The sequence below is a fragment of the Kitasatospora sp. NPDC088351 genome (assembly GCF_040685575.1).
GTDB lineage: Bacteria > Actinomycetota > Actinomycetes > Streptomycetales > Streptomycetaceae > Kitasatospora.
In genome coordinates this window covers 27,833-42,285 of sequence record NZ_JBFBIL010000026.1, presented here as the reverse complement: position 1 = coordinate 42,285, position 14,453 = coordinate 27,833, and the positions used below count along the sequence as shown (strand labels likewise).

The 14,453-nt window shown below is 73.8% G+C and carries 13 protein-coding genes; 2 read left to right on the top strand and 11 right to left on the bottom strand.

Annotation, left to right across the window (positions count from 1 at the left end; translation table 11 throughout):
- Nucleotides 1-331 precede the first annotated feature (331 nt).
- Nucleotides 332-1,006, top strand: coding sequence for a bifunctional DNA primase/polymerase (locus tag AB0P06_RS19655; RefSeq protein WP_363608920.1), 675 nt, complete (start codon nucleotides 332-334; stop codon nucleotides 1,004-1,006).
- 132 nt (nucleotides 1,007-1,138) lie between these two features.
- On the opposite strand, the gene ftsY is transcribed toward AB0P06_RS19655, so the two are convergent.
- The 6 genes from ftsY to AB0P06_RS19625 all read right to left on the bottom strand — a co-directional run bounded on the left by ftsY (nucleotide 1,139) and on the right by AB0P06_RS19625 (nucleotide 9,216).
- Nucleotides 1,139-2,338, bottom strand: a complete 1,200-nt coding sequence (gene ftsY, locus AB0P06_RS19650) for a signal recognition particle-docking protein FtsY (RefSeq protein WP_363608918.1) — start codon at nucleotides 2,336-2,338, stop codon at nucleotides 1,139-1,141.
- A 71-nt stretch (nucleotides 2,339-2,409) separates the two neighbouring features.
- Nucleotides 2,410-6,051, bottom strand: a complete 3,642-nt coding sequence (gene smc, locus AB0P06_RS19645) for a chromosome segregation protein SMC (RefSeq protein WP_363608916.1) — start codon at nucleotides 6,049-6,051, stop codon at nucleotides 2,410-2,412.
- A gap of 188 nt (nucleotides 6,052-6,239) precedes the next feature.
- Nucleotides 6,240-6,443: a hypothetical protein gene (locus AB0P06_RS19640; protein WP_030243474.1), complete on the bottom strand. Its 204-nt coding sequence runs from the start codon at nucleotides 6,441-6,443 to the stop codon at nucleotides 6,240-6,242.
- 438 nt (nucleotides 6,444-6,881) lie between these two features.
- Nucleotides 6,882-7,181 (bottom strand): acylphosphatase, encoded by a 300-nt coding sequence (locus AB0P06_RS19635; protein WP_363608914.1) that lies wholly within the window; start codon nucleotides 7,179-7,181, stop codon nucleotides 6,882-6,884.
- A 38-nt stretch (nucleotides 7,182-7,219) separates the two neighbouring features.
- Nucleotides 7,220-7,708, bottom strand: coding sequence for a helix-turn-helix domain-containing protein (locus AB0P06_RS19630; RefSeq protein WP_363608912.1), 489 nt, complete (start codon nucleotides 7,706-7,708; stop codon nucleotides 7,220-7,222).
- 125 nt (nucleotides 7,709-7,833) lie between these two features.
- Nucleotides 7,834-9,216: a transmembrane domain-containing protein gene (locus AB0P06_RS19625; protein WP_363608910.1), complete on the bottom strand. Its 1,383-nt coding sequence runs from the start codon at nucleotides 9,214-9,216 to the stop codon at nucleotides 7,834-7,836.
- Nucleotides 9,217-9,507: 291 nt separating this feature from the next.
- On the opposite strand from AB0P06_RS19625, the gene AB0P06_RS19620 reads away from it, so the two are divergent.
- Nucleotides 9,508-10,425, top strand: a complete 918-nt coding sequence (locus AB0P06_RS19620; protein WP_363608908.1) for a hypothetical protein — start codon at nucleotides 9,508-9,510, stop codon at nucleotides 10,423-10,425.
- Between the two features lie 16 nt (nucleotides 10,426-10,441).
- Here the strand turns inward: AB0P06_RS19620 and mutM are convergent, their stop codons facing one another.
- The 5 genes from mutM to AB0P06_RS19595 form a co-directional block, all read right to left on the bottom strand.
- On the bottom strand, nucleotides 10,442-11,320 hold the full coding sequence (gene mutM, locus AB0P06_RS19615; protein ID WP_363608906.1) for a bifunctional DNA-formamidopyrimidine glycosylase/DNA-(apurinic or apyrimidinic site) lyase: 879 nt from the start codon (nucleotides 11,318-11,320) through the stop codon (nucleotides 10,442-10,444).
- A 51-nt stretch (nucleotides 11,321-11,371) separates the two neighbouring features.
- The gene (gene rnc, locus AB0P06_RS19610; protein ID WP_363608904.1) at nucleotides 11,372-12,160 is read right to left on the bottom strand and encodes a ribonuclease III; all 789 of its coding nucleotides are present in this window, start codon (nucleotides 12,158-12,160) and stop codon (nucleotides 11,372-11,374) included.
- A gap of 20 nt (nucleotides 12,161-12,180) precedes the next feature.
- Nucleotides 12,181-12,354 carry a 50S ribosomal protein L32 gene (gene rpmF, locus AB0P06_RS19605; RefSeq protein ID WP_030056747.1) on the bottom strand — a complete coding sequence of 58 codons (174 nt, stop codon included), beginning with the start codon at nucleotides 12,352-12,354 and terminating at the stop codon, nucleotides 12,181-12,183.
- Between the two features lie 2 nt (nucleotides 12,355-12,356).
- On the bottom strand, nucleotides 12,357-13,001 hold the full coding sequence (locus tag AB0P06_RS19600) for a DUF177 domain-containing protein (RefSeq protein ID WP_363608902.1): 645 nt from the start codon (nucleotides 12,999-13,001) through the stop codon (nucleotides 12,357-12,359).
- A gap of 199 nt (nucleotides 13,002-13,200) precedes the next feature.
- On the bottom strand, nucleotides 13,201-14,418 hold the full coding sequence (locus tag AB0P06_RS19595) for a cell division initiation protein (protein ID WP_363608900.1): 1,218 nt from the start codon (nucleotides 14,416-14,418) through the stop codon (nucleotides 13,201-13,203).
- Nucleotides 14,419-14,453 lie beyond the last annotated feature (35 nt).

Here is a 14,453-nt window from a genome sequence, read left to right as displayed (position 1 = left end):
GTGAACCGAAGCCAGGCCCCGCACGCTTCACTGGAGAGGTCCGACCGTCCGGCATATGCAGGCCGCCAAGTCCGCCCCGGCATACCCCGAAATCATCGCAACCCACAACAACCACAGGCGAGTTTGACACCCGACTCCTCGCCGGCCGCCCCACCCTCCCGACGATCGGGCATCGACACCGCCGGCCACAAGGCGGCGCCCGAGGCACACCGTCGCAACAGGCGCACGCCACGCGCTGCGCGCCGCTACCGCACCACGCACGACGCAACCATCACGCAACACACAGTCACCATCCCGTAACCATCGGCTACCTGAATCTGTTGGGGGAGGCATGGACAACCTGTTCGGCGAACTTCGGCTGGGACACCTGCGGCTGACACAGCTGGGCGCGCGCCGCCGCACCCGCGTCACCGCGTCCCGGGCCGCCGCGGAGTACACCGGCCGCTGGGGCTGGGCGGTCGCCGTCGGCGGCCCGGCCGGCTCCGGCAGCGCCCCGGCCCGCTGCCAGTGCGGCACCCCCCGCTGCGGCGCGCCCGGTCTGCACCCCGGGTCCGGCCGTCGGCCCGCCGGGCGGCCCGACGCGGACGACTCGGTCCTGTTCCCCACCGGCCGGGCCTTCGACGTCCTGGACGTCCCCGAGCAGGCCGGCCTCCAGGCCCTGGTCCGGCTGGAGCGGATGGGCACCCAGATCGGCCCGGTGCTCGCCGCCCCCACCGGCCGGCTCCAGTTCCTGGTCGCGGCCGGCACCGCCCGCCGGCTGCCCGACCTGCTGTACCGGATGGGATGGGACGACGCCGCCCTGGACCTCACCTGCCACGGCGAGGGCGGCTATGTCGCCGCGCCGCCCACCGTGCTCCGCGGCCTCGGCCCGGTGCGCTGGCTGCGCCGGCCCACCCGCGACAACGCCGGCTGCCCGCCCGAGGCCCGGCTGCTGCTCGGCACGCTCGCCTACGCCTGTCACCGCAGCCGCGAGCGCACCGCCGAACCCGCCTGGCTCGCCTCCTGACCGGGCGCCGGGCGCTCCGCTCCCCCGGGCGCCCGGACCGCGCCGAGGACGTCCGGACGGGCTCGCCCTGGTCCGGACAACGCCGAAGGGCCCGCCCCTCGCGGAGCGGACCCTTCTTCACCGAGACGGGGGTCAGTCCCCGATCAGCGCGTCGACGAACGCGCCCGGCTCGAACGGCGCCAGGTCGTCGGCGCCCTCGCCGAGACCGATCAGCTTGACCGGGACGCCCAGCTCCCGCTGCACGGCGACCACGATGCCGCCCTTGGCCGTGCCGTCCAGCTTGGTCAGCACGATGCCGGTGATGTCGACCACCTCGGCGAAGACCCGGGCCTGGATCAGGCCGTTCTGACCGGTGGTGGCGTCCAGCACCAGCAGCACCTCGTCCACCGGGCCGTGCTTCTCGACCACCCGCTTGACCTTGCCCAGCTCGTCCATCAGGCCGGTCTTGGTGTGCAGTCGGCCGGCGGTGTCCACCAGCACGGTGTCGGCGCCCTCGGCGATGCCCTCCTTGACCGCGTCGAACGCGATCGAGGCCGGGTCACCGCCCTCCGGGCCGCGTACGGTCCGCGCGCCGACCCGCTCGCCCCAGGTCTGCAGCTGGTCGGCGGCGGCGGCCCGGAAGGTGTCGGCGGCGCCGAGCACCACCTTGCGGCCGTCGGCGACCAGGACCCGGGCCAGCTTGCCGGTGGTGGTGGTCTTGCCGACGCCGTTGACGCCGACCACCAGGACCACGGCCGGGCCCTCCGCGTGCCTGGTGGAGTGCACGGTGCGGTCGGCTTCGGTGCCGATCAGCTCGACCAGTTCCTCGCGCAGCAGGCCGCGCAGGTCTTCCGGGGTACGGGTGCCGAGCACCTTCACCCGGGTGCGGAGCCGATCGACCAGCTCCTGGGTGGGGGCGACGCCGACGTCGGCGGTCAGCAGGGTCTCCTCGATCTCCTCCCAGGTGTCCTCGTCCAGGCGCTCACGCGAGAGCAGCGTGAGCAGGCCCTTGCCGAGCGAGTTCTGCGAGCGGGAGAGCCGGGAGCGCAGCCGGACGAGTCGGCCTGCGGTGGGCTCGGGGACTTCGAGGGCCGGAGCCTCCTCGGCCTCGGCCGGCGCGGGGACGGCCTCGGCCTCGGGGAGCTCCACCTCCTCGACGGTGCGTCTGGGCTCCTCGGTCGGCGGCGCGGACTCGTCGCCGACCTGGGGCTCCTGCGGGGTCGGGGGCGCCGTGATGACCGGCGCCGGCGACTTCGGGGGCAGCTGCTGGCGTCGTCTGCCGGAAACGACGAGGCCGGCGATCGCGCCGATGGCGACCACGGCGATGACTACGGCAAGGATCACGTATTCCATAACCCCCCCAGTATCCGTGACCGGGACCCGGGCGGACCGCAGGCGGCGTAGGGCCAGTCGTCGAACTGGCCCTAGACCGATGCGGGTCGGACCGTCTTCGGCCGCTCCCGGTGCTCTCCCCCGGTCCGGCGGCCGGGAGGCGCCCCCTCGCGCAGGCGCTGGCTGATCACCTGGGAGATGCCGTCGCCCTTCATGGTCACGCCGTAGAGGGCGTCGGCGGACTCCATGGTCAGCTTCTGGTGGGTGATCACGATCAGCTGGGAGCTCTCCCTCAGCTCCTCCATGATCCCGATCAGCCGGCGCAGGTTGGTCTCGTCGAGCGCCGCCTCCACCTCGTCCATCACGTAGAACGGGCTGGGCCTGGCCTTGAAGATCGACACCAGCAGCGCCACCGCGGTGAGCGAGCGCTCGCCGCCGGAGAGCAGCGAGAGCCGCTTGACCTTCTTGCCCGGCGGACGGGCCTCCACCTCGACGCCCGTGGTCAGCATGGAGTCCGGGTCGGTCAGTACCAGCCGCCCCTCCCCACCCGGGAAGAGCCGGGAGAACACGCCCTCGAACTGGGCGGCGGTGTCGTGGTAGGCCGAGGTGAACAGCTGCTCGACCCGCTCGTCCACGTCCTTGACGATGTCCAGCAGGTCGCGCCGGCCGCGCTTGAGGTCGTCCAGCTGTTCGCCGAGGAAGCGGTGCCGCTCCTCCAGCGCCGCGTACTCCTCCAGCGCGAGCGGGTTCACCTTGCCGAGCTGCTGGTACGCCTTCTCGGCCGCCTTCAGCCGCTTCTCCTGCTCGGCCCGGACGAACGGGCGCGGCTCGCCCTGCTCCTGGCCCTCCGCCGCGCTGCCGTCGGCGTCCGGCGCCGCGGGCGTCGGCGGGACGAGCTGCTCAGGGCCGTAGGAGGCGAGCAGTTCGTCGCCCCCGATGCCGAACTCCTCCAGCGCCCGGGTCTCCACCTGTTCGATCCGCAGCCGCTTCTCCGCTCGCAGCACCTCGTCCCGGTGCCCGGCGTCGACCAGCTTGTCCAGCTCGGCCTTGAGCCCGCGCCCGTGCTCGCGGTGGTCCCGCAGCTCCGTCTCCCGTTCGGCGCGCGCCTGCTCGGCGGCCGCCCGCTCGGTGTCCGCGCGGGCCAGCGACACCTCCACGCAGGCCAGCAGCTGCCGGGCGCCCGCCGCGACGGCGTTCGCCACCCCGGCGTCGTGCTCGGCGCGCCGGCGGCGCTCGGCGGCCCGGGCGCGCGCCTCGCGCTCGGCCCGGGCGGCCCGGTCCAGCTGGTCCGCACGGCCGGTGAGGGCGCGGACCCGCTCCTCGTGGGTGCGTACCGCGAGTCGGGCCTCCAGTTCGGTCTGCCGGGCCCGGGCGGCGGCGTCGGCCAGCCGCTGCTGCTCGGTGGTGTCCGGCTCGTCCTCCCCCGCGTCCGCCGACTCCTCGGCCGCCGCGAGCCGTTCGGCCAGTTCCTCGGCGCCGGCCAGCAGCTGCGCCAGGCCGTCCTCGGCCCGGGCGGCGGCGGCCGCCAGCCGTTCGGCCTCGCCGGCGGCGGCGCGGGCCTGCCCGCCGAGCCGGCCGAGCGCGCCCGCCACCTCGGCCCGGTCCTTCCCGGCCTGCCGCCGCCGGGCCGCCAGCCGCTCCAGTTCGGCGGCCGACTCCCTTCGCAGCTCCGTGAGTTGATCCAGCCGCTCGGCGGACTCCGCGCACTGGACGGCCAGTTCGGCGATCGCCCGGGCGGTCTCGTCCACCGCGGCCTGGGTCTCCAGCAGACTGGGCGCACCACCGGATCCGCCGTGCGCGAACCCCGCGCCGAGCCGGTCGCCGTCGACCGTGACGGCGGTCAACCCGGGCCGCTCGTGGATCAGTTGCAGCGCCTCGTCGAGCGAGCCGACCAGCACGGTCCGGTCCAGCAGGGCGCGCGCGGCCGACCGCAACCCCGGCGGGCCGTCGACCAGTTCGGCGGCCCAGCGGGCACCTGCGGGCAACTCCCCCACGACGTGGTCGGGTTCGGCGGCTCCGGCGATCAGCAGGGCGGCCCGCCCGGAGTCCTCCTCGCGCAGCAGGCGCAGCGCCTCGGCGGCCGTAGCGGGCGAGTCGGCGGCCACCGCGTCCGCGGCCACTCCGAGCGCGGCCGCGACGGCCGCCTCGGCGCCGGGTTCGATCCGCAGCAGCGCGGCCGCCGGGCCCAGCAGACCGGTCAGCCGGTCACCGGCCGCGAGCAGGGCTCCGCTGCCGTCCTTGCGGCGCAGCCCCAGGGCGAGCGTCTCGTGCCGCGCGGTGAGCCCGGCCCGCTCGCGTTCGGCCGCGCCGACCGCCTCGCGGGCGGCGGTGAGGTCGCCCTCGACCCGGGCGAGCCGTTCCCGGGCGGCCTCGTGCGCGGCGTCGGCCTGGTCGTCGTCCACCGCCAGCGCGTCGACCTGCTCGCGCAGTTCCTCGTACTCGCGCTGGGCGGCCCCGGCCCGCAGCAGCGCGTCGTCCCGGGCCTCGGTGAGCCGGCCGATCTCGGCCTCGGCCGCCGCCGCCTTGGACCGCGCGGCCGCCGACTGCCCCTGCAGCCGGGCCAGGCCCTCCCGGCGGTCCGCGATGGCCCGGGCGACGCCCTTCAGCCGGCGTTCCTCCTCGGCCAGCGCGCGTTCCAGCGCTCCCCTGGTCTCGACCGCCTCGGCCAGCGCGTACTGGGCCTCCTCCAGCGCCTCGGCCAGTTCGGCCTCCTCCTCCCGGACGCGCCCCGCCTCCCGCTCCAGTTCCTCCGGGTCGCGCCCGCGCCGCTCCTCGGCCTGCCCGCCGGCGGCCGCGTGCCGGGCCCTGGCCTCGGCCAGCCCGAGGGTGCCGCGGGTGCGTTCGGCGAGGGCGGAGAGCCGGTACCAGGTCTGCCGGGCCGTCTCCAGGCTCGGGCCGAGCTGCTGGATCTGGGCCTCCAGTACGGCTTCGCGCCGCACCGCGTGGGCGAGTTCCCGCTCGACGGTGGAGCGGCGCAGGGTGAGCGCCTGTTCGTCGGCGGTCTCCGCCTCGACGGCCCGGCGCAGGGTGAGCAGGTCGTCGGCGAGCAGCCGCAGCCGGGCGTCGCGCAGATCGGCCTGGATGCCCGCGGCCCGGCGGGCGATCCTGGCCTGTCGGCCGAGCGGGCCGAGCTGGCGGCGCAGTTCGGCCACCAGGTCCTGGACCCGGTTGAGGTTGACCTGCATCGCGTCCAGTTTCCGCAGCGCCTTCTCCTTGCGCTTGCGGTGCTTGAGGACGCCGGCGGCCTCCTCGATGAAGGCCCGGCGCCCCATCGGGTCGGCGTGCAGTACGGAGTCCAGCTGGCCCTGGCCGACGATGACGTGCATCTCGCGGCCGATACCGGAGTCGGAGAGCAGTTCCTGGATGTCGAGCAGCCGGCAGGTGGTGCCGTTGAGCGCGTACTCGCTGCCACCGTTGCGGAACATCGTCCGGGTGATGGTCACCTCGGCGTAGTCGATCGGCAGCGCGCCGTCGGAGTTGTCGATGGTGAGACTGACCTCGGCGCGGCCGAGCGGGGCGCGCCCGCTGGTCCCGGCGAAGATGACGTCCTCCATCTTGCCGCCGCGCAGCGACTTGGCGCCCTGCTCCCCCATCACCCAGGACAGGGCGTCGACCACGTTCGACTTGCCGGAGCCGTTGGGGCCGACCACGCAGGTGATCCCGGGCTCGAAGCGCAGGGTGGTGGCGGAGGCGAAGGATTTGAACCCGCGCAGCGTCAGACTCTTCAGGTGCACGCGCCGGTCTCCTCATCGCTCGCCCGGGCCCCCAGCGGCGACTGTATCCGGCCGGACCCGCCGGTTCCGTGCGCGGACACGACGCGGACACGACGAAGGGACGCCACTCAGGGCGTCCCTTGCAAGCTGCGTCCCTTTCGGGGCGGCTCGGTGCACAGCGGCGTCGATCTGTGAGGACCGGGCGGGACTCAGGTGAGAGCCGGCTCCCGCTGATCCAGATCGATGCTGTTGAGCAGCGAGTGCTCGTCAGCGACAGCGGTGAGAGCGTCGTTCTCGGCCTGCATCCGAAGAAGCTCGGATTCAAGGTCCTGGACGCGCTGCTGAAGCCGTCGCATCTCGGAAAGCATTCGCGGGTCGGGGCCGCCGACGTACCCGAGAAGCGCCTTTGCCATGATGAATGGTCCTCCACGCTGAGTGACCGAACCGGAACGGTACTGGTCTAGGGGGAAGGGTGACGCACGCGCGGCGCTCCACCGGCAGTGCTGGCTGGGCACTGCGGCACACGCACCGTGAGCTGGGCTCACCGGGGCGTGCACCTACCGGGAAAACGCGGTCGTGTGCGCGGGTTTCCAGCGTCTCACCAAAGACTGTACGGGTCAACACGATCACCGCACGCTACCGCGCCCCTGTCACCTGCATGGCGGTGCTGTCACGCCAGACGGTCTCGGGCCGGTCCACCGCGTACTCGTGGATCATCGTTCGCTGCGGAGTCAACCACGAGTCTGCCCGGATGGCAACCGCATGACACCGAAGGTGGTCGGTTGTTTCGGGCGGCCCGGTGGGGAGGCCCGGCCCAACCGCCCTGCCCGGCGGCCGGTTCGGCGGTCCGCTCAGCGGATCTCGAAGCCCTCGTAGCCGCTGCCGACGGCGGTCCAGATCTCGGTGACCCCGGTGACGGCGCCGGGGGTGTCGGGGCCGCGGAGCAGGGCGAGCAGTTCCTCGCAGTCGACGGCCGCCCCTTCGGCCACCACCTGGACCCGGCCGTCGCCGAGGTTGCTCGCATAGCCGGTCAGGCCGATCTCCAGCGCCCGCGCCCTGGTCCACCAGCGGAAGCCGACCTGCTGGACCTTGCCCCGCACCCAGGCGGTCGCCCGGACCGGTTCATCGCTGTGCGCGTCACGACCGTGCATGCCCCAGACCCTATCCGGCGCCCTCGCGGCCTGCCCGGTCAGGGCTCCACGGGCCCTTCCACCGTCCAGCCCGGGCTGTGGATCTCCATCTCCAGCTCGCCCCGCCGCCCCTCCTCGCCGCAGGTGCGGCAGACCCAGGCCGGGTCGTAGGGGTGCGGCTCGTGCCCTTCGGGGGCGTGCTCGAAGATCACGGGCGGCTCGGGGGCGAGCCAGCGGTCGCCCCAGCCGAGCAGCGCCTGGGTGAGCGGCGCGAGGTCCCGGCCCGCCTCGGTGAGGTGGTACTCGTAGCGCGGCGGCCGCTCGCTGTAGGCGCGGCGCTCCACCACGCCCGCCTCCTCCAGGGCGCGCAGCCGCGCGGTCAGCCGGTCGCGCGGGGCGCCGGTGTTACGGGCGATCCGGTCGAAGCGGTGGTTGCCGTAGAACAGTTCGCGGACGGCGAGCAGCGCCCACTTCTCACCGACGACCTGGAGGGCGGCGGCGATCGAGCAGGGCCGGCCGGGGAGGGCCGAAGGAGTGCGGGAGGTCACCCGGCCAGCCTGCCACACCGGGTTGTGTTCTCAAACTCAATCGGCCGGCGCTCCCGGCCGGCCTCCGGCAGCACGACGGCCCCGCCGTCACCGGCGGGGCCGTCCGTGGTCGACCGGGTGGCGGCTCAGAATCCTCCGCCGAAGTCCCCGCCCCCGCCGAAGTCCCCGCCGCCCCCGAAGTCCCCGCCGTCGAAACCGCCGCCGTCGAAGCCGCCGCCGAAGTCCTCGGAGCTGAAGTCCGCACCGGAGTAGTCGCCGCCCTCGAAGGACGAGCCGGCGTCCATCATCGGCGCGGCCGCGTAGGCCGGGCCGCTCATCATCGAGCCGAGCATGGTGCCGACCAGCAGCCCGGGCAGCAGCCCGCCGCCGAAGCCGCCGAAGTAGCCGCCCGCCCACGGCGCGTACGCCGGGCCGGCGTTCCAGTACGGCTGCGGGCCGTGCTCGGTCGGGACGGTCCGGATGTCCGGGTCCTGTCCGGCGGCGAGCCGGGCCGCGTCCGCCTGGCAGACCGGGACGGTGCGCGCCGCGCCGCCGGCCGGGGCCCAGTCGGCGTCCCGCACGGACGGGCCGTGCCGGGGGTCGAAGAAGCACGGCGGACGGCGCTCCGGCAGCGGCCGCTTCTCCCGCCGGGCCGCCAGCGTGGCCAGCGAGAACCGGCCGTCCTCCAGCGCCTCGGTGACCGGCTTGACGTCCTCCGGCCCCTTCGCCTCGTCCATGCTCCGCTTGGCCCGCTCGTACGAGTCGAGGGCGTGCGCGTAGTCGGCGCGCTGGGTGTCGTCGGCGTCCGCCGCACCCGGGCTGAAGTCGAGCCGGTCCAGCTCCTCGCCGAAGGCGGTGATGTCCTCGTCCACCACCTGGCGCAGCTGGGCCAGGTCGGCCAGGCGCTGCTCCTCCTTGCGCCGCTTGGCCCGGCGGAAGAGCAGGAACACCCCGGTGCCGGCCAGCGCCAGCAGGGCCAGCGGGACGACGATCGCGGCGGTCGAAACGCCGCCGCTGTCGCTGTCGCCGTTCACGCCGTGGCCCTTGACCTGCGGGGCGGCGGTGTCGACGAAGTCGTTGAGGACGGCCTCGGTGTCGCCCGGGTGGGAACGGAAGGACGCGCCCGCGATCCGCTCCGCGTTCACGCTCGGCAGCGCGGACTTGTCGGAGCGGGCCTTGAACTGGTCGCCGCTCCAGATGCCGTAGGTGCCGGTGATGCCGGTCTTGGTCCGCAGGTCGGTGAAGACCGTCGTGGCGCCGTACGGATCGGCGGCCGGAACCACCGCGATGAAGATCGGCTTGTCGGCCTTGCGGATCTTCGCGGTCAGGGCGTCGGCCTGGCTCTGGCCGAACCGGCTTTCCATCGCCGGGTCGACGTACACCCGGCCCTGCTTGAGAGCGGCGGCGGCATCGTCCAGCCCGCCGGCCGCCGAGGCGGTCGGCGCCAGCAGGAGCAACAGCCCGAGCACCGCCGCCACGAGGGCCAGCGGCCCGGCGCCCCGGGAACGTCGTCGAGCAAGGGTTCTCATGCCTTGACGCTACCCCGGCCGGCCTCCCGGCACGGCATACCCTTCGCGTACGGGGACCGCCGCGCACCCCCATCGTCCGCCGGGGGCGGCGCCCTCCTCCGGGATGATGTTCCCCCCGGCCGCCCCTGAGCCTGCCCGGGGGCGGGAACCCGGGCCCCGGCCCGGTCGTACGTCCCGGCGGGCCCACCGTGGTCACACCCGTCCTGACGCTACCCCGGCACCAGGCATAGTGGTGCCGGACCACCTGTCCCATGACCTTCTCTTGACCACTTCTCTCGATCGGAGCACTCGGTGTTCATCGGCCTCGTCACCGCCGTGGCGGCCTCCGCCTGTTACGGCACCGGCTCGGTCCTGCAGGCCGTCGGATCACGTCGCTCCGCCCGGGAGGAGGCCGCCCGGGGCTCCGCGGCCGGGGTCACCGAGCACGGCGGGCCCAGCCTCTCCTCGACCGCGAAGGCCGCGGTCACCTGGGAGTTCATCGTCGGCACCGTGCTCGACCTGATCGGTTTCGGGCTCGGGGCGCTGGCCGCCCGGCTGCTGCCGCTGTTCCTCTCGCAGACCATCATCAGCGCCAACCTGGTGATCACCGCGGTGCTGAGCATCAAGCTGCTCGGGATACGGCTGAAGCAGCTGGAGTGGGCGTCGATCGGCGTGCTCTGCTCGGCGCTGGTGCTGCTGGCCGTCTCGGCCGGCCCGGAGGGCGGCCACCACGCGTCGATGGCCTTCCACTGGGGGCTGCTGGCGATCACCACCGTGCTGCTGGCCGGCGGCGGACTGCTGGTGCGGCGGATGGGCGCCAACGGCGCGATCGTCGCCGGTCTGCTCTCCGGCCTCGGCTTCGGCGCCCTCGGCGTCGGCGTGCGCATCCTCAACGGCGTCGACCCGTTCGAGCTCGGCAGGCTGCTCTCCGACCCGGCCCTGTACGCGATCCTGGTCGGCGGCCTCGGCGGGATGTACGTGCACACCGTCGCGCTGCAGATCGGCTCGGTGAACGGCGCGACCGCCGCCCTGGTGGTCGGCGAGACCGTCCTGCCCGGCGCGGTCGGCGTCCTGTGGCTCGGCGACTCCTCCAAGGCCGGCCTCGGCTGGCTCGGCGTCCTCGGCTTCCTGCTCGCCGTGGTCTCCGCCGTCGGCGTCGCCTACTTCGGCCAGGACACCCACGGCGCCCTCGGCGACACCGCCGCCGAGCCCGAACTCACCAAGCACTGACGGCTCGGAGCGCCCTTCAGCCCCCGCTGCGGGCCCGTGGCACGCGCTGGCAGCGGGGGCAGAAGTAGCTGGACCGGTTCATCCAGGCCGCGCGGCGGATCGGGGTGCCGCAGCGGCGGCAGGGCTCGTGCTCACGGCCGTAGGCGTCGAGGTCGCGGGAGAAGTAGCCGCTCTCGCCGTTCACGTTGACGTAGAGGCTGTCGAAGCTGGTGCCGCCGACGGCGAGGGCGGCGGTCATCACGTCCCGGGCGTGCGCCAGCAGTACGGCGGCCTGGGGGCGGGTGAGCGAGCCGGTCGGGCGGTCGTAGTGCAGCCGGGAGCGCCAGAGCGCCTCGTCGGCGTAGATGTTGCCGACGCCGCTGATCAGGGTCTGGTCCAGCAGGGCCCGCTTGACCGTGGTGCGCCTGGCGCGCAGCGCGGCCACGAAGGCGGCGTCGTCGAAGCGCGGGTCGAGCGGGTCGCGGGCGATGTGCGCGAGGGAGACCGGGGTCCCCTCCGGGTCGCCGTCCTCGGCCTCCTCCACCGCGAGACCGCCGAAGGTCCGCTGGTCGACGAAGCGCAGTTCGCGCCCGCCGTCGGTGAACCGCAGCCGGACCCGCAGATGCGTCTCGTCGGGCACCGCCGGGTCCTGGACGAGCAGTTGGCCGCTCATCCCGAGGTGGCCGAGCAGTGAGAATCCGGTTCCGGCACCGGAGAGCGGCACCCAGAGGTACTTGCCGCGCCGCTGCGCGCTGCCGAGCGTGGTGCCGGTCAGCCGGGCGGCGAAGTCGGCCGGCCCGGCGGGCTGGCGGCGCACCGCGCGCGGGTGCAACACCTGGACGCCGGCGACGGTCCGGCCGGCGACCCAGTTCGCCAGCCCTCGGCGGACGACCTCTACCTCGGGGAGTTCGGGCACGTGAACTGGCCTCCTGCGACGGGGATCTGCAGGAGGAAGGCTACTGCGAACTCAGGCGCCACCGGGCAGGCGGTTGGCGTACTTCTCCTTGATCGCCCGCCAGGCGCTCTCCGCGGCCTTCTGCTCGGCTTCCTTCTTCGAGCGGCCGACACCGGTGCCGAAGTCCTCGCCGGCCACCCGGGCAGCGGCGGTGAAGGTCTTCTCGTGGTCCGGACCGGACTCCGCGACCACGTACTCCGGGACTCCGATACCCGCCGAGGCGGTGAGTTCCTGAAGGCTGGTCTTCCAGTCCAGGCCGGCCCCCAGCTGAGAGGACTCCTCGATCAGCGGGTCGAACAGCCGGTGGACGAACTCGGTGGCCGCGTCCAGGCCCTGGTCCAGGTAGACGGCGCCGATCACGGCCTCGACGGTGTCGGCGAGGATCGACGACTTGTCGCGACCGCCGGTGCCCTCCTCGCCCTTGCCGAGCCGGATGAAGACGCCGAGGTCCAGACCCCGGCCGACGTCCGCGAGCGCGCGGGAGTTCACCACCGCGGCGCGCAGCTTGGCGAGCGTGCCCTCGGGGACGTCCGGGTGGACGCGGTAGAGGGTGTCGGTCACCACCAGGCCCAGCACCGAGTCGCCGAGGAACTCCAGGCGCTCGTTGGTGGGCAGCCCACCGTTCTCGTACGCGTACGAGCGGTGGGTCAGGGCACGTACCAGAAGGGCGCGCTCAAGTGTGTACCCGAGGCGCCCTTCCAGGACGTCGTATTCGGTCGAAGCCGGCCCGCCGGCCTTTCCGCCGCCCGAAGGACCCTTCGGGGCGATGGCCGCCTTGCGGGAGGGATTACCGTCCGACATCGATCCGTGCACCCCGCCGATCAGACCGAGAGGACCTGGCGGCGGTTGTACGTGCCGCAGCTCGGGCACGCGATGTGGCCGAGCTTCGGCTCGTGGCAGCGGTCGCACGCCACGAGGGCCGGAACGACGGCCTTCCAGTTGGAACGGCGGTGGCGCGTGTTGCTGCGCGACATCTTCCGCTTCGGAACAGCCACGGCTACTTCTCCTGGTTCTCGGCGGCACCCTCACGGGTGTCGCTGTTCTTGATCCCGTCACCCTCGTCGCCGGGGGCGGCGGAGAGTCCCTGCAGAGCCGCCCACCGGGGGTCGGCGGCCTCGTGGTGGTGCGCCGGGTCGTCGCTCAGGCGCGCTCCGCATTCGGAGCACAGGCCCAGGCAGTCGTCCTGGCACACCGGCTGCAGCGGCAGTGCGAGCACCACCGCGTCACGCAGCACCGGCTGGAGGTCGAAGAAGTCGCCCTCCAGACGGTAAGTCTCTTCGTCCGAGTCCTCGTCGAGGTCCTCGGCCCCGGCGGTCCGGGCGCGGTGGCGCTCGTCGGACTCCGGGTAGTAGTACAGCTCCTGGAAGTCCACCTCGAGGTCGTCCTCGACCGGCTCCAGGCACCGTGCGCACTCGCCCTCGACCCGGGCCTCGGCGGTGCCGGTCACCAGCACACCCTCGACCACGGACTCCAGGCGGAGCTCCAGCCGGATCTCGCTCTTCTCCGGGACGCCGATCACATCGATGATCCCGAGGCCCTCGGGGGCCTCCAGGGTGCGGGACACCTTGCGCAGCGAGCCCGGGCGACGTCCCAGCTCGTGCGTGTCGAACACGAGGGGGTCGCGGTGGTCGAGGCGGTTCAAGGTGTCCTGACTTCCTGAGGAGACTGAGGTGCGGCGCTGCTCATCGGATGATGCGCGGGCAGACCGACGGCCCGACACGGAGAGGCCGGAGTGGTCAGACTACCGGAGTCTCCCGTCAGGCCCAACTTCGGTCCCGGCCGGGCTCCCCGCCGGGGCCCTCGCCGGGCACCCCGTGAGGCACCCGGCCGGGCGGCCGGGATCAGCGGCCGCCGAGCTCCCTGAGCCTGGTCATGTCGATCATGCTGGTGTCGAAGAAGCTGGTCTCGTCCAGCCCTTGCTGCTGCTGCGGGAGCTGCGGTGGGGCGGCCGGCGGCGGCGGGTAGCCGCCCCCGGCGGTCTGCTGGGGCTGCCCCCACGCGTCGTACTGCTGGGCGGCGAAGCCCTGCTGCTGCTGGGGGTAGCCGTCCGTGCCGTCCGGCTGCGGGTTCCCCCAGGCGTCCTGCCGCCCGGCCGGGTAGCCCGGCTGCTGGGGCGGCTGCTGCGGGTAGCCGTACTGGGCGCCGTAGGGGTCGCCCTGCACGGCCGGATCGAAGCCGCCGCCGTAGACCTCGGCGTACTGCCCGCCCTGCTGCTGGGCGGCCGCGTACTGGTCCGCGCCGGGGGTCTGCCAGCCGGCCGCGGCCGGGGTCTGCTCGGGCCAGGTCTGCTGCTGCGGCACCTCTTCGCGGTACCAGGGGATCTCCTCGCCGTCGGCGTCGGCGGCGAAGCCCGCCGCGACCGCCTCGGCGCGGTTCTTGGCCTGCTGGGCCTGGTCGGCGGCGGCCAGGTAGGCGCCCAGCTCGTCGATCGGGGCCTTGCCGAGCAGCTTGTCGCGGCCCTTGCCGACGGCCGCCAGCGTCTTGCCGAGGACGGCCTCCAGGGTGGCGAGCTTCACATCGACGTACTCGTCGACCTCGGGGCTCGGGCTGATCCGCTGCTGCGGCCGGAACTCCTCGCCGTCGCTCTCGCCCTCGTACTCGGTCTCGAAGACACTGGCGTCGCCGCGCAGCTTGGTCCGGCCGCGGCCGACCGCGCCCAGCGTCTTGGTGAGCACGACCTCGAAGTTGGCGAGCTTGCTGTCCACGTAGTCGTCGGCCTCACTGAGCTTGGCCTCGGCCTCGGCCCGCGCCTCCGCGAGGATGCGGTCCGCCTCGGCCTGGGCCCGGCGGACCACCTCGGTGTCGGAGATCAGCGAACCGCGCTCGGCGTGCGCGCCCTGGATGATCCGCTCCGCCTCGGCCTGCGCCTCGGCCACCACCTGCTCGTGGTCCGCCATCACGGACTGCGCCTGGGCCAGTTCGGCGGGCAGGGCCGCCCGCAGGCCCTGGAGCAGACCGACCAGCTCGGCTCGGTTCACCACGCAGGAGGCCGACATCGGCATCGCGCGGGCGTTCTCGACGGCCGCGACGATCTCGTCGACTTTGTTCTGCACGTCCACGGGGCTTCGTCTTTCCGTGTGCCGCCGACGGTCCG